21 protein-coding genes and 1 tRNA gene are annotated in these 21,050 nt (G+C 67.4%); 10 read left to right on the plus strand and 12 right to left on the minus strand.

Annotated features, from left to right (window positions below):
- Window positions 1-54 precede the first annotated feature (54 nt).
- Complete coding sequence (locus ACNKFW_RS18255) at window positions 55-243, plus strand: hypothetical protein (protein WP_024844947.1); 189 nt, start codon at window positions 55-57, stop codon at window positions 241-243.
- A 159-nt stretch (window positions 244-402) separates the two neighbouring features.
- Here the strand turns inward: ACNKFW_RS18255 and ACNKFW_RS18260 are convergent, their stop codons facing one another.
- On the minus strand, window positions 403-1,254 hold the full coding sequence (locus tag ACNKFW_RS18260) for a neutral zinc metallopeptidase (RefSeq protein WP_024844948.1): 852 nt from the start codon (window positions 1,252-1,254) through the stop codon (window positions 403-405).
- A gap of 128 nt (window positions 1,255-1,382) precedes the next feature.
- Here ACNKFW_RS18260 and ACNKFW_RS18265 point away from each other — a divergent pair, with 128 nt between their 5' ends.
- The 4 genes from ACNKFW_RS18265 to ACNKFW_RS18280 all read left to right on the plus strand — a co-directional run bounded on the left by ACNKFW_RS18265 (window position 1,383) and on the right by ACNKFW_RS18280 (window position 6,493).
- Window positions 1,383-1,979, plus strand: a complete 597-nt coding sequence (locus ACNKFW_RS18265; RefSeq protein WP_024844949.1) for a DedA family protein — start codon at window positions 1,383-1,385, stop codon at window positions 1,977-1,979.
- A 52-nt stretch (window positions 1,980-2,031) separates the two neighbouring features.
- Window positions 2,032-2,526, plus strand: a complete 495-nt coding sequence (locus tag ACNKFW_RS18270; RefSeq protein WP_028710478.1) for a disulfide bond formation protein B — start codon at window positions 2,032-2,034, stop codon at window positions 2,524-2,526.
- A 93-nt stretch (window positions 2,527-2,619) separates the two neighbouring features.
- Window positions 2,620-5,361, plus strand: coding sequence for a DNA gyrase subunit A (gyrA, locus tag ACNKFW_RS18275; RefSeq protein WP_208852031.1), 2,742 nt, complete (start codon window positions 2,620-2,622; stop codon window positions 5,359-5,361).
- Between the two features lie 61 nt (window positions 5,362-5,422).
- Entirely contained in the window at window positions 5,423-6,493 is a 1,071-nt protein-coding gene (locus tag ACNKFW_RS18280) for an AI-2E family transporter (protein WP_024844952.1), read from the plus strand.
- Window positions 6,494-6,548: 55 nt separating this feature from the next.
- Here the strand turns inward: ACNKFW_RS18280 and ACNKFW_RS18285 are convergent, their stop codons facing one another.
- From ACNKFW_RS18285 to ACNKFW_RS18295, 3 genes are read right to left on the minus strand one after another with little or no spacing between them, the layout of a single operon-like run.
- Window positions 6,549-8,957, minus strand: a complete 2,409-nt coding sequence (locus ACNKFW_RS18285; RefSeq protein WP_024844953.1) for a DUF3772 domain-containing protein — start codon at window positions 8,955-8,957, stop codon at window positions 6,549-6,551.
- A gap of 8 nt (window positions 8,958-8,965) precedes the next feature.
- The gene (locus ACNKFW_RS18290; protein WP_024844954.1) at window positions 8,966-9,997 is read right to left on the minus strand and encodes a cysteine synthase A; all 1,032 of its coding nucleotides are present in this window, start codon (window positions 9,995-9,997) and stop codon (window positions 8,966-8,968) included.
- A 34-nt stretch (window positions 9,998-10,031) separates the two neighbouring features.
- Window positions 10,032-11,138 carry an NUDIX domain-containing protein gene (locus ACNKFW_RS18295; RefSeq protein ID WP_024844955.1) on the minus strand — a complete coding sequence of 369 codons (1,107 nt, stop codon included), beginning with the start codon at window positions 11,136-11,138 and terminating at the stop codon, window positions 10,032-10,034.
- A gap of 149 nt (window positions 11,139-11,287) precedes the next feature.
- Here ACNKFW_RS18295 and ACNKFW_RS18300 point away from each other — a divergent pair.
- A tRNA-Ser gene (locus tag ACNKFW_RS18300) sits at window positions 11,288-11,377 on the plus strand.
- A gap of 133 nt (window positions 11,378-11,510) precedes the next feature.
- Here ACNKFW_RS18300 and ACNKFW_RS18305 read toward each other — a convergent pair.
- Window positions 11,511-11,651: a hypothetical protein gene (locus ACNKFW_RS18305; protein ID WP_155984402.1), complete on the minus strand. Its 141-nt coding sequence runs from the start codon at window positions 11,649-11,651 to the stop codon at window positions 11,511-11,513.
- A gap of 200 nt (window positions 11,652-11,851) precedes the next feature.
- On the opposite strand from ACNKFW_RS18305, the gene ACNKFW_RS18310 reads away from it, so the two are divergent.
- Window positions 11,852-12,535 (plus strand): hypothetical protein, encoded by a 684-nt coding sequence (locus tag ACNKFW_RS18310; RefSeq protein WP_333484105.1) that lies wholly within the window; start codon window positions 11,852-11,854, stop codon window positions 12,533-12,535.
- A 93-nt stretch (window positions 12,536-12,628) separates the two neighbouring features.
- Here the strand turns inward: ACNKFW_RS18310 and ACNKFW_RS18315 are convergent, their stop codons facing one another.
- The 4 genes from ACNKFW_RS18315 to ACNKFW_RS18330 form a co-directional block, all read right to left on the minus strand.
- Window positions 12,629-13,903: an OmpP1/FadL family transporter gene (locus ACNKFW_RS18315; RefSeq protein WP_167521702.1), complete on the minus strand. Its 1,275-nt coding sequence runs from the start codon at window positions 13,901-13,903 to the stop codon at window positions 12,629-12,631.
- 317 nt (window positions 13,904-14,220) lie between these two features.
- Entirely contained in the window at window positions 14,221-14,778 is a 558-nt protein-coding gene (locus ACNKFW_RS18320; RefSeq protein ID WP_409928280.1) for a thiol-disulfide oxidoreductase DCC family protein, read from the minus strand.
- A gap of 179 nt (window positions 14,779-14,957) precedes the next feature.
- Complete coding sequence (locus ACNKFW_RS18325; RefSeq protein ID WP_147428730.1) at window positions 14,958-15,458, minus strand: Hsp20/alpha crystallin family protein; 501 nt, start codon at window positions 15,456-15,458, stop codon at window positions 14,958-14,960.
- An 83-nt stretch (window positions 15,459-15,541) separates the two neighbouring features.
- Entirely contained in the window at window positions 15,542-16,018 is a 477-nt protein-coding gene (locus ACNKFW_RS18330; protein WP_024846106.1) for an Hsp20 family protein, read from the minus strand.
- Between the two features lie 212 nt (window positions 16,019-16,230).
- Between ACNKFW_RS18330 and ACNKFW_RS18335 the strand changes: the two genes are divergently transcribed.
- The gene (locus ACNKFW_RS18335) at window positions 16,231-16,449 is read left to right on the plus strand and encodes a hypothetical protein (RefSeq protein ID WP_147428729.1); all 219 of its coding nucleotides are present in this window, start codon (window positions 16,231-16,233) and stop codon (window positions 16,447-16,449) included.
- A gap of 8 nt (window positions 16,450-16,457) precedes the next feature.
- On the opposite strand, the gene ACNKFW_RS18340 is transcribed toward ACNKFW_RS18335, so the two are convergent.
- A complete protein-coding gene (locus tag ACNKFW_RS18340) occupies window positions 16,458-16,925 on the minus strand; it encodes a hypothetical protein (protein WP_024846104.1) in 468 nt (155 codons plus the stop codon).
- A gap of 307 nt (window positions 16,926-17,232) precedes the next feature.
- On the opposite strand from ACNKFW_RS18340, the gene ACNKFW_RS18345 reads away from it, so the two are divergent.
- The gene (locus ACNKFW_RS18345; RefSeq protein ID WP_147428728.1) at window positions 17,233-17,547 is read left to right on the plus strand and encodes a co-chaperone GroES; all 315 of its coding nucleotides are present in this window, start codon (window positions 17,233-17,235) and stop codon (window positions 17,545-17,547) included.
- A 54-nt stretch (window positions 17,548-17,601) separates the two neighbouring features.
- The gene (groL, locus tag ACNKFW_RS18350; protein ID WP_024845659.1) at window positions 17,602-19,239 is read left to right on the plus strand and encodes a chaperonin GroEL; all 1,638 of its coding nucleotides are present in this window, start codon (window positions 17,602-17,604) and stop codon (window positions 19,237-19,239) included.
- 201 nt (window positions 19,240-19,440) lie between these two features.
- Here the strand turns inward: groL and ACNKFW_RS18355 are convergent, their stop codons facing one another.
- Together ACNKFW_RS18355 and proC are read right to left on the minus strand one after the other, a co-directional pair.
- On the minus strand, window positions 19,441-20,076 hold the full coding sequence (locus ACNKFW_RS18355) for a helix-turn-helix domain-containing protein (protein WP_024845748.1): 636 nt from the start codon (window positions 20,074-20,076) through the stop codon (window positions 19,441-19,443).
- A 160-nt stretch (window positions 20,077-20,236) separates the two neighbouring features.
- Window positions 20,237-21,043: a pyrroline-5-carboxylate reductase gene (gene proC / locus ACNKFW_RS18360; protein WP_081750599.1), complete on the minus strand. Its 807-nt coding sequence runs from the start codon at window positions 21,041-21,043 to the stop codon at window positions 20,237-20,239.
- Window positions 21,044-21,050 lie beyond the last annotated feature (7 nt).

Raw genomic sequence — 21,050 nt, forward strand, 5'->3', positions numbered from 1 at the left:
GCGTCCCGGCGCATTTTCGGTTTCCGGGGGCAGCACTAGCAAAGGAACGGGCGCATGAACAACCTCATCTGGCTGATCCGGGCCTCTCGCTGGGCACGAAACCCGCCAAGCGCGCAAAGGGTCAAGCTGGTTCTTGCCGTCATCGCGGCCGGCCTGCTGCTTGCCGGGCTCGAACATGTCGGGCTCTGGCCCGATTGGGCCACCACCGAACGCCCGCGCGGCATCCAGCTGCAGCGCCCCTGACCTGGCCCCAGACCCCGCCGCGACAGGTTGGCGCACCCCGCCGCGGCACCGTCTTTCACCGTTTCCCCGAATATTCCGGCGGCCACCCCGCCAAGGGCATTGCCCTACGCTTCTTCGTTCTGCAAATACCCCTGCGGCCGCGCCACCCGCGCCGCCGCCCTAGTTCCCCACGGCCGCGAAACTGTCGCATTGTCCCATCTGTCCCGAGGCGAAGCCGCGCTTGAACCAGGCCTGGCGCTCGGCGGCCGAACCATGGGTGAAGGCATCGGGCACCACTGCCCGGCCGGCACTTTCCATCAGCGTGTCGTCGCCCACCGCGGCGGCGGCATTGATCGCCTCGTCTATGTCGCCCTCCTCGATGCTGCCGAACTGCTCGCTGGCCTGGCGCGCCCAGATCCCGGCATAGCAATCCGCCTGCAATTCGGTGGCGACCGACAGCCGGTTCGCATCGCGCTCGCCCAGCCGCGCGCGCAGCCCGTTCACCTCGGAAAGCGTACCCAGCAGGTTCTGCACATGATGGCCAACCTCATGCGCGATGACATAGGCATAGGCGAAATCGCCGCCCGCCCCCATCTTGCCGGCCATGACGCGAAAGAAATCCGTGTCCAGATAGACCTTGCGGTCGCCGGGGCAATAGAACGGCCCCATCGCCGCCGAGGCGCCGCCGCAGGCCGATTGCACCGCGCCCGAGAACAGCACCAGTCCCGGATCCTGATAGGACACGCCGGCCTGGTCGGGCAGCACGCCGGCCCAGACCTCCTCGGTATCGGCCAGCACCACCGAGACGAACTGGCCGATCTCGCGCTCCTCCTGCGTCAGTTCGCGCGGCTCGCCGGTCCGGCCGCCCTCGTCCAGCGCGCCGACGATGGGCGAGATGTCGATGCCGAAGAAATACCCCACCGCCAGCACCACCAGAACCCCGACGACGCCCATGCCGCCGGCGCCCGCCGCCCGGCCCATGCCGCGACGATCCTCGACATTCCGGCTGCCGCGCCTGCCCCGCCATTCCATCGCGCCGTCCTCCCTGCCGCTGGTCCCGCCTGCCAAGGTTATCGCAACCCCGCCATGGCGCAACACGCGCGCGGGCTTGACAGTTCCGGCCCCAGCCCGCAGCACGTCCCGAAACGAAAGGGGCAGCCATGTTCGACTGGGTGGTTTCGACGATCGAGAGCTGGGGCTATCTCGGCGTGCTGATGCTCATGGTGGCCGAGAACGTCTTCCCGCCCATCCCCTCCGAGGTGATCATGCCGCTGGCCGGTTTCCTGGCCGGCAGCGGCCGCATGTCGCTGACCCTGACCATCCTGGTCGGCACCATCGGCTCGGTGCTGGGCACCTTGATGTGGTATTACATCGGCCTGTGGTTCGGCGAGGAGCGGCTGAAGCGTTTCGCCGCCCGTCATGGCCGGCTGCTGACGCTCTCACCCGCGGATATCGACGCGGCGCATGACTGGTTTCAGCGCCACGGCGCCATGGCGGTGTTCTTCGGCCGCATGATCCCGGCCATTCGGACACTGATCTCGGTTCCCGCCGGGCTGGCGCGCATGCCGATGTGGAAATTCCTGCTCTATACCGTGATCGGCAGCGCGCTCTGGACCGGGGTGCTGACATTCGCCGGGCTGATGCTGCATGAAAACTATGCGCTGGTCGCGGATTGGGTCGATCCGCTGTCCAAGCTGGTGGTGGTGGCCGTGGTGGCGATCTATCTTTACCGCGTCGTCACCTGGAAGCCGCATTGAGTTCACGCGATTGGCATTTGCAGGCCGCCGCGCGCGGTCCTAACCGGAAGCCATGAACGGATTTTCGAGCAAGCATATCGCCGTCACCGCCGGCGCCGGTTCCGCCGCGCTGCTGGCCGCCGCGCTGACCTTCCAGGGCCTGGGCTATGCGCCCTGCGAGCTCTGCATCCTGCAACGCTGGCCGCATCTGGTGGCCGCGATCATCGGCGGGCTGATCTGGTTCTTCGGCTGGAAACGCTGGCTGGCGGCGCTGGGGCTGATCGCCGCGCTTTGCGCCACCGGCCTTGCCATCTATCACGCCGGGGTCGAGCTGCAGGTCTGGCAAGGGCCGCAGCATTGCTCGGGCGGCGTGTCAGGCCTGGCCAGCATGTCCACGCAGGATCTGATGGCGGCGCTGGAAAAAGCGCCGGTCGTGCGCTGCGACGAGGTGGCCTGGAGCCTGTTCGGCATTTCCATGGCCGGCTGGAACGCCATCTTCTCGGCCGGGCTTTCGGCGCTGTGGCTGGCCTCGGTCCGCGGCCGCAGGCGCGAGGCCGGGCTGGCCTGAGCCGCAATTCCCGCGCCGGGGCGGCCCGTCAAGATTGCACCCAAGGCGGGTATGGGATAGACCCATGCCCAACAAGATCTTGAGGTTTCCCCCGTGGCTGACATCCCTGAAAACGACGACGATACCCCCGAGAACGGCGGATCGGAGCGCGCCGTGATGCATCACGACGGCCCGGTGATCGACATCGCGCACGAGATGCGCTCCTCCTATCTCGACTATGCCATGTCGGTGATCGTCAGCCGGGCGATTCCCGACCTGCGCGACGGGCTGAAGCCGGTGCATCGCCGCGTGCTCTTCGCCATGCACGAGACCGGCAACACCCATGACAAGCCCTATCGCAAGTCGGCCCGCCCGGTCGGCGACACCATGGGTAAGTATCACCCGCATGGCGACGCCTCGATCTATGACGCGCTGGTGCGGATGGCGCAGGACTTTTCCATGTCGCTGCCGCTTTTGGACGGCCAGGGCAATTTCGGCAGCATGGACGGCGACAGCCCGGCGGCCATGCGCTATACCGAGGTGCGGATGGACAAGCCCTCGGCCTATCTGCTGATGGATATCGACAAGGACACCGTCGATTTCCAGGACAACTACGACGGCAAGGACCGCGAGCCGACCGTCCTGCCGGCGCGCTTCCCGAACATGCTGGTCAACGGCGCCGGCGGCATCGCCGTCGGCATGGCCACGAACATCCCGCCGCACAACCTGGGCGAGGTCGTGGACGCCACGCTGGCGCTGATCGAGAACCCGGACCTGCCGACCGAGCGGCTGCTGGAGATCGTGCCCGGCCCGGATTTCCCCACCGGCGGCATCATCCTGGGCCGCTCGGGCGCGCGCAAGGCCTATCTGGAAGGGCGCGGCAGCATCGTGCTGCGCGCCAAGACCCGGATCGAGGAGACCCGCGCCGGCCGCCAGGCCATCATCCTGGACGAGATCCCCTTCCAGGTGAACAAGGCCAGCCTGATCGAGAAGATCGCCGAACTGGCCAAGGAAAAGCGCATCGAGGGCATCGCCCATGTCCAGGACGAATCCGACCGCGTCGGCGTGCGGGTGGTGATCGAGCTGAAACGCGACGCCACCGCCGAGGTGGTGCTGAACCAGCTGTTCCGCTTTACCCCGATGCAGACCAGCTTCGGCGCCAACATGCTGGCGCTGAACGGCGGCCGGCCCGAGCAGCTGACGCTGCGCGACTTCCTGACCCATTTCCTGACCTTCCGCGAGGAGGTGGTGGCGCGCCGCACCGCCTACGAATTGCGCAAGGCGCGCGAGCGCGCGCATGTGCTGTGCGGCCTCGCCGTGGCGGTCAGCAATGTCGACGAGGTGGTGGCGACCATCCGCTCCTCGGCCGATGCCGCCGAGGCGCGCGAGCGGCTGATGACCCGGCGCTGGCCGGCGCATGAGATCGTGGAATATCTGAAGCTGATCGACGATCCGCTGCATCCGGTCAACGAGGACGGCACCTACAACCTGTCCGAGACCCAGGCCCGCGCCATCCTGGAACTGCGCCTGCAGCGCCTGACCCAGCTGGGCGTGCAGGAAGTCACCGACGAACTGAAGACGCTGGCCGATTCCATCCGGGAATACCTGGCCATCCTCGCCTCGCGCGAGCGGATCATGGGCATCATCTCGGACGAGCTGCGCGAGGTGAAAAGCCAGTTCGCCGTGCCGCGCCGGACCGAGATCACCGACTGGGCGGGCGATCTGGACGACGAGGATCTGATCGAGCGCGAGGACATGGTCGTCACCATCACCTCGGGCGGCTATATCAAGCGCACGGCCCTGGCCGAGTTCCGCGCCCAGCGGCGCGGCGGCAAGGGCCTGTCCGGCATGGCCACGAAGGAAGACGACGTGGTCACTACCCTGTTCGTCGCCAATACCCACACGGAGCTCTTGTTCTTCACCACCGACGGCATGGTCTATCGGATGAAGACCTGGCGGCTGCCGCTGGGCGGGCGCACCGCCAAGGGCAAGGCCATCGTCAACATCCTGCCGATCCAGCCCGGTGTCTCTATCGCCGCGCTGATGCCGGTCGATGCGCCGCAAAGCGAATGGGACGACTACCAGGTGGTCTTCGCCACCTCGGAAGGCGACGTGCGCCGCAACGCGCTGTCGGATTTCGCCAATGTCATGCGCAACGGCAAGATCGCCATGAAGCTGCCCGAGGGGGTGGAATTGATCGGCGCCCGCATGGCGACCGAGAATGACGACGTGATGCTGGTCACCGCCGCCGGCCGGGCGATCCGCTTCCCGACCACGGATGTGCGGGTGTTCAAGGGCCGCGATTCGACCGGGGTGCGCGGCATTCGCCTGGCGCCCGGCGACCGCGTGGTCAGCATGTCGGTGATCCGGCATTTCGAGGCCGATCCGGCCGAACGCGCCGCCTATCTGAAGATGCGCCGCGCCGTCGAGGGCGCGCTGGACGACGGCGCCGAGGCCGACGAGGATGAGGATGCCGTCGCCGAGACCGCGATCAGCCAGGAACGCTATGCCGAGATGTCGGCGGCCGAGGATCTGATCCTGACCATCACCGCGCGCGGTGCCGGCAAGATCAGCTCGTCGCATGACTATTCGGTGCGCGGCCGCGGCGGCCAGGGCGTCATGGCCATGGACAAGGCGATGCGCGGCGGACCGCTGGTCGCCAGCTTCCCGGTGGACCGCGACGACCAGATCATGCTGGCCACCTCGACCGGCCAGTCGATCCGGGTACCGGTGGACGGCATCAGCTTCCGCTCGCGCTCCGCCGGCGGCGTGCGCGTCTTCAACACGGCGCCGGGCGAGGAAGTGGTTTCTGTTGCCCGCATCGCCGAGAATGGCGAGGATGAGGCCGAAACCTGAGACATGGCCGGGGCGCGCACGCAGGCCGCGCCCCGGCACCGGAAAGCATGAGGGGACGCGATTGGACGGGCGGGACTCGCATCTGAGCGAGCGGTTGCAGACCGGCTTTCTGGGCGTGATCGCCTTTGGCCTGATCCTGTTCCTGCTGGTGCAGGCGCGCTTCATCCTGATCTGCCTGGTGCTGGCGATCATCATCTTCTCGCTGACCAGCGACGCGATTTCGGCCTTTGCCCGGCTGAAGGTGCCGAACTGGCTGGCCACCACCCTGGCGCTGATCGCCATTGCCGTGGGCCTGCTCTGGGCCGCGACGGCGGTGGTGGCGCAGGTGAACGAGGTGGTCTCGACCTCGATCGTCTATGCCGACCGGGCGCAGGCGGCGCTGGCGCGGCTTAGCCAGCGCTGGGGGCCGAACGTGCAGGAGGCGATCGGCACCTTCATGGGCAGCATCGATTTCGCCGGCTGGATACGCTCGGCGGCGGCGCAGGCCTCGAACCTGATCTCGGGCTCGGTGCTGATCCTGACCTTCGTCGGCTTCATGTTCAGCGAGCGGATCTGGTTCCCAATCAAGATCGAGCGCCTGACCGGCGACCCGGACCAGGCCCGGCAGGTGCTTGAGACGGTCCACAAGATCATGCGCCGGGTGAACCGCTACCTGGTGGTCAAGGCGGCGATCAGCGCGGTCACGGCGGCACTGATCTGGACGATCTTCCGGGTGCAGGGGCTGGACCTGGCCGGGGCGGTGGCCATGCTGACCTTCATCCTGAACTTCATCCCGACCCTGGGCTCGATCGCCGCCACGGTCATCACCATCGCCATGGTGCTGGCGCAGACCGGCGACCCGGCGGTGACGCTGACCGTGGGCGGGCTGACCGTGGCGGTGCAGTTCATCATCGGCAATGTCTTCGACCCGATGCTGCTGGGCCAGACGCTGCGGCTGTCCTCGTTCGGGATCGTGCTGTCTCTGGCCTTCTGGGGCGTGGTCTGGGGCATCGCCGGCACCTTCCTGGCCGTGCCGATCATGGTGGCGATCATGATCGTCTGCGCCCAGATCCCCTGGCTGCGCCCGGTGGCGATCATGCTGTCGCAAGAGGGCCTGCCCGAACAGGAACCGCCCAGCGGCCTGCGCCGTTAGGCGCCAGGGGTATTTGGCGAACGAAGAAGCGCAAGGCGCGGCGCGCGCTTCTCAACTAGCTGCGATCCTGCTGGTCCTGCGGGCCGGCAAGGGAAAGGGCGGCGGGCGCCTCTCCCTCGGCCTGGTGCAGGTAGACGTCCTGCGCGCCACGCACGCTGCCGGGCAGGACGATCCCCGCCGCGGCAAAGCGTTCCAGGATCTGGTGATTGATCTCGGAGACGATCGAGGCGCCGCCGTTGATGTCGGAAAGCACGGCGCGCAGTTCGAAATTCTGCCCCGTCGGCGTGATGCTGCGCAACAGGACCGCAGGAGGCGGGTTCACCAGCACTGTCGGCTGGTCCTCGGCGATCTCGCGCAGAAGCGCGGCCACCTGCCGGCTGTCGGCCGTCACCCCCACCGTGATCGGCACGATGATGCGCCCCGCCAGGCTGCCGCGCGTCCAGTTCGTCACCGGCTGGGTGATCAGGTTCGAATTCGGCACGATCACCTGGGTGCGGTCGAAGGTCTGGATCTGCGTGGCCCGCACCGCCATCTTCTTGACGATGCCCTGCTGGCCGCCAACCTCGATCCAGTCGCCGACGGCGATCGGCCGCTCGACCAGCAGGATGATGCCCGAGACGAAATTCGACACCACCTGCTGCATGCCGAAACCGATGCCGACAGACAGCGCACCGGCAACGAAGGCCAGCGAGGTCAGGTCGATCCCGGCCGAGGTCACGGCAAAGACCGCCGCCAGTGCCACGCCGACATAGCCGATCATCGAGGTGACGGCGTTCTGCCCGCCCGCATCCAGTTTCGTCTTGGGCAGGATCGAGCTGCGGAAGGCACCCTGCACGAAATTGGTCAGGAAATAGCCGATGGCAAAGACGATCAGGAAGGTCAGCAGCGCCATCGGCGACAGCCGCACGCCGCCCAGCGAGAAACCCTGCTGCGCCCTGGTCCATGCCTCTGCCAGGTCGCTGGCCCGCGCACCCCAGATCAGCGCGAAAACCGGCAGCGACAGCAGGATCAGCGCAAAGCCGATCAGCACCGGCATCAGCGCATCGCGCGCCGAACGGTCGCCGCCCTTGGCCAGGGCGTAGAGATCGGCGATGAAATCCTGCAGGATGATCAGCAGCCCGACCAGCGCCAGCGTCATGACCGAGGACCAAAGCAGCGCATTGCCCGCGGTGACATAGCCGACCGCCACCAGCGCCGGCGCGGCCACCGCCACCAGCCGTCCCATCATCGCCAGGAAATTCACCACCCGGATGCGGTAATCGGGCGTATCGGCCGGTTCGGGCTGGCGCAGGCCGCGCAGCATGTTGCACAGCCGCAAGAGGCAGAAGGCGCCGAACAGCACCAGCAGGAAATGCCACACCCCGGCCGAGGCCTCGCTGAGCCGCTGCGGAACGGTGTCGCTGTCATTCTGGCTGTGAAAGCCCGAAAGCGGCAGGATCGAGCGCGAGAAAAGCTGATGCAGCGCCAGGGCAGCGGCCAGAAGCGTCGCCCGGAAGCGCGCCTTGGCGCGGCGCTCCTCGCTCATCGGCAAGGGCGGCTCGACGGCGGTGTCGGGCGCCGGGAACAGCCGCCGCGCCAGCCACAGCCCGGCAAAGAAGGACACGCCCGCCCCCACCAGCGACATCACCAGCGGCAGGCCCCATTCGTCGAACAGGCCCGAGAGCACCAACGCCGAGGCGAACAGGATCAGCCCGAACATCGGGATGGCGATCTGGCCCAGAGAGACGCCGAAGACCAGCGCCGCGCGCGACCGTTCGCTGGCGCGGGCCGAAAGCCGCGAGGGCAGCGAATCGACCCAGCGCCGGCCGCGCGACAACAGCAGCAGCGCCACCAGAAGCACCACGGCAACGACCAGCCGCTCGGCACGGTCCGACGAGACGGCGGTGCTGTCCCAGCGCCCCCGCGCCTCGGCATAGATGCGGCTTGCGACATGGCCGGCCTCGGCCACGGCCGGCCCCCAATGCGCCGGGTTCAGCGGCGAGGGGGTCTTGCGGATCAGCGCGAAAGTCTGGCGGGCGCGCAGGGTCTGGTCGATCTGCGCCACGATGCCGTCGGCCCGGCCATAGGCCTCGACCGCCTGCAGCCCCGGTGCCTGCAGCGTGGCAAGCTGTTCGCCCAGTTCCTTGCGACGGGCAGCGATCTCCTCGGGCTCGGTCTGGCCTTCGGCCGGGGCCGGCCCCAGCGCCGCGATCTGGTCCTTGAGCGTGGCGATGCGGGTGGCGTTGACGCTTTGGCCCGCCTTCAGCCGCTCGCGCCATTTCACCACCTCGTCGCGGATGGTCTGCAACCGGACATCGTTGGCCGAGCCGGATTCCAGGATCTGCTCGGCCTGGTCGGCCAGCTTGTTCCAGGCGGTCAGATTCGGCGCCTCCTGCTCGGGCTGGGCCAGAACGGGCTGGCCGAGCGCCAGGAACAGCGCAAGGATCAGCAAGGCAAGCCGGGGCAGCGCGGCAAATCGGGGCATGGTTCGCTTCAGTCCTGATAGACCTCGGGCAGGTCGGCCGGCCTGCGGGCCATCCATTCCGGCACCGGCAGGCCCTTGGCGCGCAGGAATTCGGGGTTGAACAGCTTGGTCTGGTAACGCGTGCCATAGTCGCAAAGCACCGTCACGATGGTGTGGCCCGGCCCCATGTCCTTTGCCATGCGGATCGCGCCGGCCACGTTCACCCCCGACGAGCCGCCAAGGCAGAGCCCTTCATATTCCAGCAGGTCGAAGATCACCGGCAGCGCCTCGGCATCCGGGATGCGATAGGCGAAATCGGGCGTGAAGCCTTCCAGGTTCGCGGTGATGCGGCCCTGGCCGATGCCCTCGGTGATCGACGAGCCGGGCGCGTCGAACTTGCCCTCGGTATAGAAGCTGTAAAGCGCCGCGCCCTCGGGATCGGCCAGGCCCATCTTCACGCCCCTGGATTGCAGCGCCATGGCGACGCCGGCCAGCGTGCCGCCCGAACCGACCGCGCAGATGAAACCGTCCACGCGGCCGCCGGTCTGTTCCCAGATCTCGGGGCCGGTGGTTTCCAGATGCGCCTGGCGGTTGGCGACATTGTCGAACTGGTTGGCCCAGATGGCGCCGTTCGGCTCGGTCCGCGCCAGTTCCTCGGCCAGGCGGCCGGAATAGCGCACGTAGTTGTTGGGATTCTTGTAGGGCGCCGCCGGCACCTCGACCAGTTCGGCACCGGCCAGGCGCAGCATGTCCTTTTTCTCCTGGCTCTGCGTCTCGGGGATGACGATGACCGAGCGGAAGCCCATCGAGGCGCCGACCAGCGCCAGCCCGATGCCGGTATTGCCCGCCGTGCCCTCGACGATGGTGCCGCCCGGCTTCAGCTCGCCGCGCGCCACCGCCTCCTTGATGATGTAGAGCGCGGCCCGATCCTTGACCGACTGGCCCGGATTCATGAACTCGGCCTTGCCCAGGATCTCGCAGCCGGTCTCTTCCGAGGCGCGACGCAGCCGGATCAGGGGAGTGTTGCCGATGGCAGAGGCGAGGTCGGGGCAGATGCGCATGGGCTTGGCCTTTCGCAGGATGTTCTCGCCCGGTTTACACGTCGCCCCATGACGGCGGCAACCCCGCGGGAACCGTCTTGCCTTCCTGCACCAGTTCGCGGCGAATGTCCTGGTGGCGCAATTCCAGCCACAGCGCCAGGTTCAGCAGCGGCCCGTTGCGGATCTCGCCCGCCAGCGCCATGCGCGTCAGCTCGGCGCGCGGGACAAGGTGCGAGCGGATATCCTCGTCCTCGGTCGCAAGCCCGCCAAGGCCGGCACTGCCGTCGGGCAGGTCGGCAATGCCGACATAGAGATACAGGTATTCCGCCACCGCGCCGGGGCTGGGATAGTTGTGCGGCGCGGCGAAAAGGCGGGAAATCGCGATGCCGGTTTCTTCCACCGCCTCGCGCCGGGCGGCCTGCTGTGGCGTCTCGCCGGCATCGACGCGGCCGGCCACGGTCTCGTAGAGCCAGGGCTGGGCATCGCCGCGCGCCAAGGGCCCGGCGCGCAGCTGGTCGATCAGCATCACCCGGTCGCGCAGCGGATCCCAGGGCAGCACCACCGTCGCATCGCCCGAGACGAAGACGGCGCGCGCCAGCGGATCGGTCCAGCCGCCATCATTGCGGTGCTGGCTCAGCCGGATCGCCTCGACCGAGAAATATTCGGCATAGGGTTCCTCGACCGGCTCCATCCTGACCCGTTCGGATGCGGCCGGGCCGACATGCGGCAGATCCGCGGTTTCGGCCGCGGCGCGCCGGCGCGAGGCGAGCCAGGTCGCGATCATCGGCAGGCGCTTGCGGATCGCCCCGGCCGGGCGATCCGCGGGCAGGGCCAGCAGCCGGTCCGCCATGGCAGCGGCCAGCTCCGGCTGCCATTCGGGCGCATCGCTTGCCGCCTCGCCCAGGCCCAGCAGTTCCCGGCCATGATGGCTCTGCGGCACCAGTCCGAAGATCTCGGCATAGCGGCGCAGGGCGGGCGTCCAGTCGGCCTGCCACAGCGGCAGGTCTTCGTCGCCGGCGGCAAACCGCGGCCAGCCATCGGCGGCGATCCCGGCCAGCCCGCCGCCTTCCAGCCGGCCTTGCAGCGAACCGGCCTCGGCCGCCTGCGGGGCCAGGCGGGCGCGCAGAAGCGGATGGGCCAGCGGTCCGATCAGCAGCGGCATGGCTGCGGCTTCCTGGAGCTGGCGATCCTCCCGGCCCTGCGCATTCCGCCCATGATTCCCCCGCAAGACAAATTTTTCGCGGTTTTGACGCGAAGGCCCTTGCGCTTCAACCCCCGCCCGTCTAAATCGCCGCCACCACCCGAAAGCGCGGAGAGGTGCCGGAGTGGTCGAACGGGGCGGTCTCGAAAACCGTTGAGCCTTCACGGGTTCCGTGGGTTCGAATCCCACCCTCTCCGCCATTACTCTTTGAAATATCTTAGTAATTTCAGGACCGGACAAAACATCGCCGCCGGTTCCGGCCCCTGGCTGCGACAAGCGCGCCCGGCACCGCCGCCATGCGCCAGAAGTCGCGCCGATACAAGCCGGGCGACGTCAGAAGGGCCGATAGACCGCAATCAGCGCGATCATCACCCAAAGCGCCACCGCCGCAGCCATACCGCCAAGCCCAAAGGCCAGCAGACGGATTGCGCCCTTGCGGTCGATACCGACAAGAAACGCGGCAAGCGCCGTCATGGACAAAAAAAGCGTCGTTCCCATGCCTGCAAGCTTAGCGCGCCGGCCGCGCCAGCGGCAGCCGGCCGGGAATCGAACGGCCCGTTCCTGCCCAAACGGCCCGGGCAGATGCGCAAGGTTTTGCTCGGGCCGGCAACGCCAGCTTGATGGACGAATGGTCCCGAAGCAGGGTTTCCCGGAACGCCGATTCCCAGGACGCCATGACCGACGACCCCCTCATCCTCAGGCAGATTTCCGAAGGGCGTGACCGCACAAGGGCTTATCTGCACATCGGCAAGACCGGCGGGACGACCTTCCGGGCGGCCGCCGAAAGGGTGGCTTCGACCGAACCGTCCCGCGTCCCGCTGATCTTTCACCACGACTGGACCGTCCCCAGGATCAGGGCGGCGTTTCCCGGCATCAGGATATCCCTGGTCCTGCGCGACCCGCTGGAGCGCATCATCAGCGGGTTCATGTCGCGCCTGCGGCAAGGGCGCCCGACCTACCAGAGCCCCTGGACCGTCGAGGAGGCCACCGCCTTCCTGCATTTCCGGGACGCGCGCGCCTATCTCGACGCCATATTGTCGGACGGGGAATACGAAACCTCGGCCGTCGATTTCGCCACCAGGTCGATCGCCCATATCCGGCGCGGCTATCGCTTTCACATCCCCAACACCGCCACCGCGTCGAAATGGCTCGGTTCCGTCGGAACCCTGGCGAGCCTGGAGGGCTTCGCGCAAAGGCTTCTTGGCGGCCCGGTGGAGCTGGGGCATGCGCATGTCAACCCGGTTCCGGCCGGGAATATCCTGAAGCACTACGACGCAGACGAGCTCGACCGGCTGCGACGGTATTTCGCCGATGAATACCAGGTGTTCAACGATGTGATGCAGGCTGCCGGCCCCTGACAGGGGATCGGCGCCGCCGCGCATGATACGGCCGCCATGGAGCTTTCCCAAGCGGAACGGGCAAGGGGCACCGCAGGGGTGCCCCCGAGGCGCTCAGAAATCCCAGCTGATGCCCATGGAGATCTCGTCCTGCTCCATGAACAGGGTGGTCTGCTGGCCAAGGCCCGGCGTCCGGTTGGCGCCGGATTCCGTTTCGTGGAAGGCATGGGTATAGCTGCCGGTCAGCGTGGCCCGCTCGCTGAGCCTGTAGCTATACCCGATCGAGGCATGCCAGCGCGGCGTGGCCGGGGCCAGGATGTTCAGCAGCACCTCGCCATCGTCGTCGATGAAGCTCGAGGCGTGGCTGATGCCGCCGCGAAGCGTCAGCCTGTCGTTCACTTTCTGGGCGGCGGCGATGCGGATGACATCCATGTCCTGCCAGCCGAATCCGGGTCCACCGGCGCTGCCGAGCGGCGCGGCCAGCATCGCCCCGCTATTGGCCAGCGATTCGACCGAACCATAGAAGATGCGCTGATATTCGGCGGTCAGCGTCAGGCCGGGATTGCCGGAGGGGCGAAAGGCCACGCCCAGCGTCGCCACCGCCGGAATGTCGAAATCGCCGCCATCGGCAAAAAGGCCCGCGTAATCCTCGAATGGCCGCATGTCGATGTGGCTGCGCCACGACGCACCCAGGCTCCATTGGCTGTCCAGCCGGTAAATCAGGCCCAGCGACATCCCCAGGCCGGTCGACCAATCGTCACCGCCATGGGTCAGGGCGCCGGGCTGGACGGACATGCCGGCGAAGGGTTCGAGCCCCGTTGCGCTGAACCGCTGCACCGCAAGCACCGGCCCCAGGCCCACCGACAGCCGGGGGGTCAGCCTGCGGGCATAGTTCAGGCTGATGAAGGCCTGTTCGAGATTGATCCCCAGCGGGTCGGTGGTCACCTTCGGGGCAAGGCCGGCAAAAGGGTTGGTGCCGTATTCCACGTTCATGCCGCCATTGCCGAACATGAAGACGGCGACCGAACTCTGCTCGTCCAGATTGTAGTTGAACCCGCCGCAGGGGATCCAGAAAAGGCTGTTGTCGCTGGTCTGGCGACCCTCGGCCAACGGCCCGCCCGGCGCGATGCTGAAGCCGCGCTCGGGTTGAAAGCCGGTCAGGCAAATCCCTGCCTGCGTCGGCAAGGCGGTACCCGTGGCCGGGTTCTGGGCCAGGCCCAGCACGCCGGTGGGGATCGCGACGCCCGCCCCGGCCATCCCCTTCGAGGTGCCGCCATAGCCATTGGCAAAATAGCCATTCGTAGCCTTGGCAGGCTGTGCGCCAAGGATTGCCGTCAGCATCACGCCTCCGGCCAGAGCCGCAAGGCGGCCTGGTTCTGTTCTGTTCATCTTTCCCTCCCTTGTCCGGGGCCTCGTTTCCACCCCGCTTGCCTCTGCCGCCCCGCTCTCCCCCGGGAATGATAGAGATGCATACATTCGTATGTAACGATATAGCCAAGCGTCAAGCAAATGTCGCGAGAGCCGGATCAAGGACGATCCGGGCCGATGCCGGACCTGGAGCAGCGCGGCCAAGACTTGATCACCGGGCCGGCCTTGGGCGCGCAGGGATGCGCCCTTCCGAGGCGGCCTTCATCCGCTCGGCGGCGATGACGATGCGGCGGCGCTTCGTCCCGATGCGCGGCAGCGGGCGTCCATGACCGGACCGGTCAGCGCAGCAGCCTTCGCTGGAACGCCGGGTCCGGGATGGCGCACATGTCCGACCTGCCGAACAGGTGATAGCGATTGCGCGCGAAGCGGCGGTAGAGCCAGTTGCGCAGCCCGCGTGGCAGGATCCGCAACGGCGCGGCCAGCCTGCCGAGACCGCCAAGCCGCCGCCCGGCCTGGACGAGCGCATCGCAATCGGAATGCGCGATGCCGTCCTCGATGAACAGCCAGCTCGGGGGATCTTCCGCCTCCAGCCCGTAATGCCGCAAAAGCGCCTTGCCCAGTGGCGTCTGCACCGGGCATATCCGCACCGTCCCCGAGCGATCGAGCCGGTGGATCATCCGCGCGCCCCAGCTGCAGACGGCGCATTCCCCATCCATGACGGCCAGCGGCACGGAATCGTCGAATCGCGGGACCAGGGGATCGTTCCGAAAGGAATAGGGCGCGGTCATGCTGCCAGCATCGGACAATGGCGGCGGCCGGACAAGGCTGATCGGGCTGATCGTCGGGCCATCAAGCCTGTCGAACCTGGCACGCCGCGCCCGAAAAGCCCGGATCACGCGCCTCTTTCCCGGCGGGCTTCCTGTCGCCTTGACGGCCGCAAGGCCCCTGCGACAAGGACGGCCCGGGCACGTGACCCGCAAGATGCAAGCTCGCCGACTGCCCGCTGGCGGGTCGCGCGGCCCAGGGCGAAAGGCGGGGCGCGACGGGCATGGCCCGCCCCGCGCCCGCCTTTGGCTCAGCTCTTGATGGCGATGCGCCGGACCTGCGACTGCGCCTTTTCCGTCTTGGGCAGGGTCACGGTCAGCACGCCGTTCCTGAAATGCGCATCGACCCCGTCTTCGCGGATCTCGGCGCCCAGCGGGATGCGGCGCTCGAAGCGACCATAGTAGCGTTCCGAGAATTGCCGGTCCTTGTCCTCGGTCTCCGAGCGTTTCTCGCCCTTCAAGGTCAGCACGCCGTCATTCAGCAGGACTTCGATGTCCTTTTCCTCGAGGCCCGGCACATCGGCGGTCACGGTGATCTCCCTTTCGTTGTCAGAGATCTCGACACTCGGCCAGCCGCCGCCAAAGGCGGGGACCGCACCGGCGGATGGCAGGCCGAAGCCACGGAAGACATCGTCGAACAGCCGGTTCACTTCGCGATGCAGCGACAGGAAGGGATCGCGGTCGCCCTCGCGGAAGCTGGCGGGAAGCTGGCTGTCATTGCGGTTCCAGGGAATCAGGTCACGGACATTCATGGTTTTCCTCCTTCATTGGCAACAGGTCGCCATCGGCGCCGGACCATGCCGGCGCCAGGCGCGGATCGCGGGAATGAAAGGCCTCAGGCGGCCTGCTTGCCGCCCTCGACCAGCTTCGGATCGGGTTCGGCCGGAATCCTGGCCGTCGCGATCTCGATCCGCCGCGGCTTCATTTCCTCGGGAAGCTCATGGCGCAGGTCGATCGTCAGCAGCCCGTTCGCCAGATCGGCACCGATCACCTTCACATGATCGGCCAACTGGAAACGCCGCCGGAAACTGCGCTCGGCGATGCCGCGATGCAGGTACTGGCCCTTGTCCTCGCCCGCCTTCTGGCCAGTGACCACCAGCATGTTGCGCTCCTGGGTGACGGTCAGCTCATCCGGCGCAAAGCCCGCCACCGCCATGGCGATGCGGTAGTCGTTCTCGTCGGTCTTGGTGATGTCATAGGGCGGCCAGTTGTCGATGGTCTCGACCCGGCTTGCCGCTTCCAGCGCGTTCAGCATCCGGTCGAAGCCGATGCTCGACCGATAGAGGGGGGAAAAGTCGAAAGTGGTTCTCATAGCCACATCCTCCGTTGAGCAACATGGGTACAAGTTTTCCGCCGTGGGACGCCTTGGCGTCCGCCCGGCCTTGCCGGACCCGTCAAAGGCTTCCGGCGATTCACGATTTAGGGTGGCGAAACGACGCTTCAAGGGGCCCGCGCGCCCTTCTCCCTGCCCGCAAGATCCCTATCTATCGGATGCAGGCCGCAAGAAGATCACGGGAAGCAACCATGCGACTTGATGACATCAGGGCCGTTCTGGGTCCGGTCGACGAGACGCTGATCGCCCAGATCAGCCGGACGGATGCCACGGTCGAGGAACTGGCCGAGGCCTGGGGCTGGCTCAATGCCGACGAGGCCATGATCAACGAGGGGCGCCCCCTGCCCAGGGGCCGCGTCGCCGAACTGGTCGCCATCCTCGAGGCAGCCGAGCCGGACCCCGAGGAATAGCGCCGGGCTCAGTGCCGGAACCTCGGCGCCAGAAGCAGGATCCTGGGTTCCTGCTCGGCCTCGCCGTCCCTGGACGGCAGGGGGCGTTCTTCCACATGCGGGCTGCTGGCTTGCAGCACGTCCAGCATGTCGGGAAAGCCATGGGCCACATCCGGCATCCCGGCGATCTCATAGGCGCTCTGCCCCAGGCCGGCATAATGGACGATGGAGCCGCCCTGCCGCGTCAGCCGCGCCGCGAAGAAGGCGCAGGAGATCAGGCATTCGTCCCCGATCCGGCGCGACTCGCCCTTTCTCGCCCGCCGCTGCGCCGCGTCCATCAACCGAAGCGTCAGGCGGTCGGGGGCGATGGGACGATGCATGTAATGTGCCAGCGTCGAGGCAAGGTGATACTCCAGCTCCGACGACAAGGCGACCTGGCTTTCGCGCATCCCCTCGATCACCAGATCGCGGGCGGCAGAGAGATACGTGTCCGTCATGAAACCCTCGGCATCAGTCTGAACGAACCATTCCCACTAGGAAAAGTTTGGCGCGGTCCCGGCGCAGGTCAAGCCCCTGCATCGGGCCGAGGCAACTGGAATCACACAATATTGCACGCAGGCATCAGTCTGTTGGCAGCCGATGTCAGCGAGTGCCAAAAATATTTCGCGCCACCCCTTGAAACCGCCGGCTTGCGTGCCAATTCCTGTGTCGCGCGATGCCAGCAGGGTCGCGTGAACCCCGTGCCGGACGCTTGGCCGGCGCGGAGGAACCTCTCGCAATCTGTTTGTCCATGAGGAGAACGATATGACGTTCCGTCCACTCCATGACCGTATTCTGGTCCGCCGCATCGATGCCGAGGAAAAGACGGCCGGCGGCCTGATCATCCCCGACAGCGCCAAGGAAAAGCCGCAGGAAGGCGAGGTTCTGGCCGCGGGTCCGGGTGCGCGCAGCGAAAACGGCACGCTGACGCCCCTGGACGTCAAGCCCGGCGACCGCATCCTGTTCGGCAAGTGGTCGGGCACCGAGATCCGGCTTGATGGCGAGGATCTGGTGATCATGAAGGAAAGCGACGTGCTGGGCGTGATCGAGGCCCCGGCCAGCGCCAAGAAGGCCGCCTGACGGCCATTTCCCAGGATCCAACCAAAGAATGCTGCTCAGGAAGGAGTGAGCCACATGGCTGCGAAAGAAGTTAAGTTCAACAGCGACGCGCGCGACCGGATGCTGAAGGGCGTGAACATCCTGGCCGATGCGGTCAAGGTGACGCTTGGCCCGAAGGGTCGCAACGTGGTGATCGACAAGTCCTTCGGGGCGCCGCGGATCACCAAGGACGGGGTCTCGGTCGCGAAAGAGATCGAGCTTTCCGACAAGTTCGAGAACATGGGCGCGCAGATGGTGCGCGAAGTCGCCTCGCGCACCAATGACGAGGCCGGCGACGGCACCACCACCGCCACGGTGCTGGCCCAGGCCATCGTGCGCGAGGGCATGAAGGCGGTCGCCGCCGGCATGAACCCGATGGATCTCAAGCGCGGCATCGACATGGCCACCGCCAAGGTCGTGGAAGCGATCAAATCCGCCGCCCGCCCGGTCAACGACAGCTCGGAAGTGGCGCAGGTCGGCACCATCTCGGCCAATGGCGAGGCCTTCATCGGCCAGCAGATCGCCGAGGCGATGCAGCGCGTCGGCAACGAGGGCGTGATCACCGTCGAAGAGAACAAGGGCATGGAGACCGAGGTCGAGGTCGTCGAGGGCATGCAGTTCGACCGCGGCTATCTCTCGCCCTATTTCGTCACCAATGCCGACAAGATGATCGCCGAGCTGGAGGATGCCTATATCCTGCTGCACGAGAAGAAGCTGTCGTCGCTGCAGCCGATGGTCCCGCTGCTGGAATCGGTGATCCAGTCGCAAAAGCCGCTCTTGATCGTGGCCGAGGACGTGGAAGGCGAGGCCCTGGCCACGCTGGTCGTCAACAAGCTGCGCGGCGGGCTGAAGATCGCCGCCGTCAAGGCGCCGGGCTTCGGCGACCGCCGCAAGGCCATGCTGCAGGACATCGCGATCCTGACCGGCGGCCAGGTGATCTCGGAAGACCTGGGCATGAAGCTGGAGAATGTCACCATCGACATGCTCGGCCGCGCCAAGAAGATCTCGATCAACAAGGACAACACCACCATCGTCGACGGTGCCGGCGAGAAGGCCGAGATCGAGGCGCGGGTGTCGCAGATCCGCCAGCAGATCGAGGAGACCACCTCGGATTACGACCGCGAGAAGCTGCAGGAGCGTGTGGCCAAGCTGGCCGGCGGCGTCGCCGTCATCCGCGTCGGCGGCATGACCGAGATCGAGGTCAAGGAGCGCAAGGACCGCGTCGACGACGCGCTGAACGCGACCCGCGCCGCGGTGCAGGAAGGCATCGTGGTCGGCGGCGGCGTGGCGCTGGTGCAGGGCGCCAAGGCGCTGGAAGGCCTGGCCGGCGCGAACTCGGACCAGGAAGCCGGCATCGCCATCATCCGCCGCGCGCTGGAGGCGCCGATGCGCCAGATCGCCGAGAATGCCGGCGTCGACGGCGCCGTGGTGGCCGGCAAGGTGCGCGAATCCTCGGACAAGGCCTTCGGCTTCAACGCCCAGACCGAGGAATATGGCGACATGTTCAAGTTCGGGGTGATCGACCCGGCCAAGGTGGTGCGCACCGCGCTGGAGGACGCCGCGTCGGTGGCCGGCCTCTTGATCACCACCGAGGCGATGATCGCCGAGAAGCCCGAGCCCAAGGCCCCGGCCGGCGGCATGCCCGACATGGGCGGCATGGGCGGCATGATGTAAGCCGACGACCCGCCTTTGGCGAAGCATTGGGCCGTCCCGAAAGGGGCGGCCTTCTCGCATCCCCCGGCAGCCAGCGCCGGCCAAGCGCGGGGAGCGTCGGGCCATGGGCCGCACCGCGCAGAGGCCGGATCTGCCGCGGCAATGCGGGGCCTGGCCGCGCTGCGAGCCCGTCCGCCGGCAACCGGCCGGCCCGCGGCCCCCTCAGGCCGTCCGCGTGCCCAGCACCCAGATCAGTTCGGCATCGACATCCCCCTGCGAGGTCCAGCAATGCTCGGTCGAGGCGTCGTAATACATGCTGTCGCCGGGATAGAGCACCAGGGGCTCGTAGATCCGGCTGTGGATGACCAGTTCCCCCTTCAGCACGGTCAGGAAGATCTCGCCGTCCGAAACGCCCCAGGCCTCGTAATCCTCGGGCGAGCGGGCCTTGACCACGGTACGGATGGGCGTGAAGCACTTGTCCTTGATATCCGCGCAAAGCAGCTTGTTGTTGCAGGTGGCATTGTTGAGATTGTCGCCCTGCCCAGCGCGGGCGATGGAGCGCCGGCCGGTGGTCGGCGCATGGCTGGGCTCGTCACCCAGCAAGGCCGACAGTTCGACCTGAAGGCCGCTGGCGATGCGCTGCAAGGTGGTCAGCGTCGGCGAAAGGTCGTTGCGCTCGATCTTGGACAGGGCCGAGGTGGATACGCCGGTCAGGCGCGCGACCTCCTGCAAGGTCAGTTGCTGACCCTTGCGCAGCGCCTTCAGCCGCGGGCCGAGTTCCAGCGGCCGTTCGCCGCGCGGACGGGCCGTGCGGCGCTGCCTCATTGCGATGTCACCAATCTGGTTCACGATCGGCATGTCTCTCCAGCCTTGCATTCCCGACGTCACGTTATCCGTTGCGCGGCATCCCTGTCCCGCGCGAATTCCCCCTGCCCCGAACTTTCCCGCGCCCTGATGCCCTGCAAACATAGGGCAGCGGCGCGGCCTCGATAAGGCGCGGGCAAGACCGGCCCGGCACCTATCGCCCCAGGGCGACCGAGCGGTCACGGGCCGCCTCTGCGGCACCCGCGACCAGTTCGGACAGGCCGTCCGGCCGCATCAGAACGGCAAGGCCGGCTGCGGTGGTGCCGCCCGGGCTCGTCACCTCGTGGCGCAGCTCGGCCGCATCCCGGCCGCTGGCCACCATCAGTTCAGCCGCGCCGCCGACCGTGCCGCGGGCAAGCCGTCGCGCCAGCGCCTCGGGCAGGCCCAGGCCGCGCGCCGCCTGTTCCAGCGCCTCGGCAAACAGGAACAGATAGGCCGGGCCCGAGCCCGAAATCGCCGTCACCGCGTCGATCTGGACTTCAGCCTCAAGGGCGACGACCTCGCCCACCGCCGAGAACATCCGCACCGCCAGCGCCAGGTGCCCAGGCCCGGCATGGGCATTGCCGATGATCGCCGTCATGCCGCGACCGACCAGCGCGGGCGTGTTGGGCATCGCCCGGATGATCGGGCGGTCGCCAAGCACCGCGCCATATTGCTGCAACGAGACCCCGGCCGCGACCGACAGCACCGGCACATCCGCGGGCAGCGCCGCAAGGCCCGCCAGCACCCCCGCCATCATCTGCGGCTTGACCGCCAGCAGCACGACCGCGGGCCGCGCAGGCCGGGGGGCGTTGACATGCGCGCCCTGCGCGGCAAGCGCCAGCAACCTGTCGCCGGGATGCGGATCCTCGATCCACAGGCTGGCGGGCCGCAAGCCCTGCGCGATCCATCCGTCCAGCAGCGCCCCGCCCATCCTGCCGCAACCGACCACCAGCACGCCGCCATCGTTCAGATCTTTCATCGGGATC

It is taken from the genome of Paracoccus sp. TD-10 (assembly GCF_048270675.1).
Classification (GTDB): domain Bacteria; phylum Pseudomonadota; class Alphaproteobacteria; order Rhodobacterales; family Rhodobacteraceae; genus Paracoccus; species Paracoccus pantotrophus.

Excerpts from the sequence above, each read along its gene's own strand:
- groL (WP_024845659.1), top strand. The coding sequence starts at position 17,602 with ATGGCTGCGAAAGAAGTTAAGTTCAACAGCGACGCGCGCGACCGGATG.
- ACNKFW_RS18260 (WP_024844948.1), bottom strand. The coding sequence starts at position 1,254 with ATGGAATGGCGGGGCAGGCGCGGCAGCCGGAATGTCGAGGATCGTCGC.
- proC (WP_081750599.1), bottom strand. The coding sequence starts at position 21,043 with ATGAAAGATCTGAACGATGGCGGCGTGCTGGTGGTCGGTTGCGGCAGG.
- ACNKFW_RS18310 (WP_333484105.1), top strand. The coding sequence starts at position 11,852 with ATGACCGACGACCCCCTCATCCTCAGGCAGATTTCCGAAGGGCGTGAC.
- ACNKFW_RS18285 (WP_024844953.1), bottom strand. The coding sequence starts at position 8,957 with ATGCCCCGATTTGCCGCGCTGCCCCGGCTTGCCTTGCTGATCCTTGCG.
- ACNKFW_RS18270 (WP_028710478.1), top strand. The coding sequence starts at position 2,032 with ATGAACGGATTTTCGAGCAAGCATATCGCCGTCACCGCCGGCGCCGGT.
- ACNKFW_RS18335 (WP_147428729.1), top strand. The coding sequence starts at position 16,231 with ATGCGACTTGATGACATCAGGGCCGTTCTGGGTCCGGTCGACGAGACG.
- ACNKFW_RS18265 (WP_024844949.1), top strand. The coding sequence starts at position 1,383 with ATGTTCGACTGGGTGGTTTCGACGATCGAGAGCTGGGGCTATCTCGGC.
- ACNKFW_RS18295 (WP_024844955.1), bottom strand. The coding sequence starts at position 11,138 with ATGCCGCTGCTGATCGGACCGCTGGCCCATCCGCTTCTGCGCGCCCGC.
- ACNKFW_RS18325 (WP_147428730.1), bottom strand. The coding sequence starts at position 15,458 with ATGAATGTCCGTGACCTGATTCCCTGGAACCGCAATGACAGCCAGCTT.
- ACNKFW_RS18330 (WP_024846106.1), bottom strand. The coding sequence starts at position 16,018 with ATGAGAACCACTTTCGACTTTTCCCCCCTCTATCGGTCGAGCATCGGC.
- ACNKFW_RS18315 (WP_167521702.1), bottom strand. The coding sequence starts at position 13,903 with ATGAACAGAACAGAACCAGGCCGCCTTGCGGCTCTGGCCGGAGGCGTG.
- ACNKFW_RS18345 (WP_147428728.1), top strand. The coding sequence starts at position 17,233 with ATGACGTTCCGTCCACTCCATGACCGTATTCTGGTCCGCCGCATCGAT.
- ACNKFW_RS18290 (WP_024844954.1), bottom strand. The coding sequence starts at position 9,997 with ATGCGCATCTGCCCCGACCTCGCCTCTGCCATCGGCAACACTCCCCTG.
- ACNKFW_RS18255 (WP_024844947.1), top strand. The coding sequence starts at position 55 with ATGAACAACCTCATCTGGCTGATCCGGGCCTCTCGCTGGGCACGAAAC.
- ACNKFW_RS18305 (WP_155984402.1), bottom strand. The coding sequence starts at position 11,651 with ATGACGGCGCTTGCCGCGTTTCTTGTCGGTATCGACCGCAAGGGCGCA.
- ACNKFW_RS18355 (WP_024845748.1), bottom strand. The coding sequence starts at position 20,076 with ATGCCGATCGTGAACCAGATTGGTGACATCGCAATGAGGCAGCGCCGC.
- ACNKFW_RS18340 (WP_024846104.1), bottom strand. The coding sequence starts at position 16,925 with ATGACGGACACGTATCTCTCTGCCGCCCGCGATCTGGTGATCGAGGGG.